This window comes from Candidatus Pelagibacter sp., assembly GCF_052049815.1.
In the GTDB taxonomy this organism is placed as follows: Bacteria; Pseudomonadota; Alphaproteobacteria; order Pelagibacterales; family Pelagibacteraceae; genus Pelagibacter.
On record NZ_JBNGZG010000096.1, the window covers coordinates 1 to 1,121 of the forward strand.

At 27.5% G+C, this 1,121-nt stretch carries 1 protein-coding gene; it reads right to left on the minus strand.

Translation table 11 applies throughout. From position 1 onward, the window contains the following. On the minus strand, positions 1–1,121 hold a 1,121-nt coding region (locus ACTT9D_RS07405), incomplete at both ends, for an AMP-dependent synthetase/ligase (RefSeq protein WP_440931140.1).

Consider the following 1,121-nt stretch of genomic DNA (forward strand, 5'->3'; position numbering starts at 1 on the left):
AATTTTTATTTACAATTTTAATTTCTTTTTGAATTAATTCATTATTTATTTGATTATGTTGTTCTTTATTTAAAACAATTAATGCTACTAAATATGGTTTACCATCTCCATATACTAATGCTTGTTCAATAAAATCGATTTTTGTTAAATCATTTTCAATTTTTATTGGAGAAATGTTGTCTCCTCCTGGTGAAATTAAAATATCTTTTTTTCTATCAGTTATTTTTAAAAAACCATCTTCTATAACACCAATATCTCCAGTATATAGCCAGCCATCTTTCAAAATTTCTTTAGTTTCTTTTTCTTTCTTCCAATATCCTTGCATTACATTTTCTCCCTTTACAAGAATTTCTCCATCCTCTGCAATTTTAACCTCATTTCTTTGAAAAGGAGGGCCAACTGTTTCTATTCTAATATCATGAATTGGATTACAGCTTACAACGGGTGATGTTTCAGTGAGTCCATAACCTTGTAAAGTTGGTAATCCTATTGAATTTAAAAATATACCAACCTCTTTATCTAGGGCTCCCCCTCCAGATATAAATGCTTTGAGCGATCCCCCAAATTGTTTCTTTATTTTTTTTCTTACTAATATTTCACATAAAAAATTTTGAATTTGCTCTCCAAAATTCAAATTTTTTCTTTCTAATTTTTTCTTGCCAAGATTTATTGTTGCATTAATTATTTTTTTTTTAAATCCTTCTGCTTTATTAAAAGTTGAATTAATTTTTTGATATAAATTTTGATAAAATCTTGGAACGGCTGTCATAATTTCAGGATTACAGTCACCCATATTTTTTATCAACTTATCAATACTTTCTGCGTAAAAAACTTTTGCACCAACAGCCATTTGGACAAATTGAACTGTATGCTCATATGAATGTGATAATGGTAACCAAGTTAAAAAGTGTGGTTTAGGGGAAACAAATTCTTTTAGTAAAGTATAGGCTCCTTCACAATTATTTAATATTCCTCCATGACTTAACATTACCCCTTTTGGATCACCTTGCGTTCCTGAAGTATAGATTATACATGAAGTATCTTTTCTTCTTATATCTAAATTTAAAAAATTTATCTCTTTTAAATTATTCTCTGCAAAAATTGAGTTAATATTTTCTATA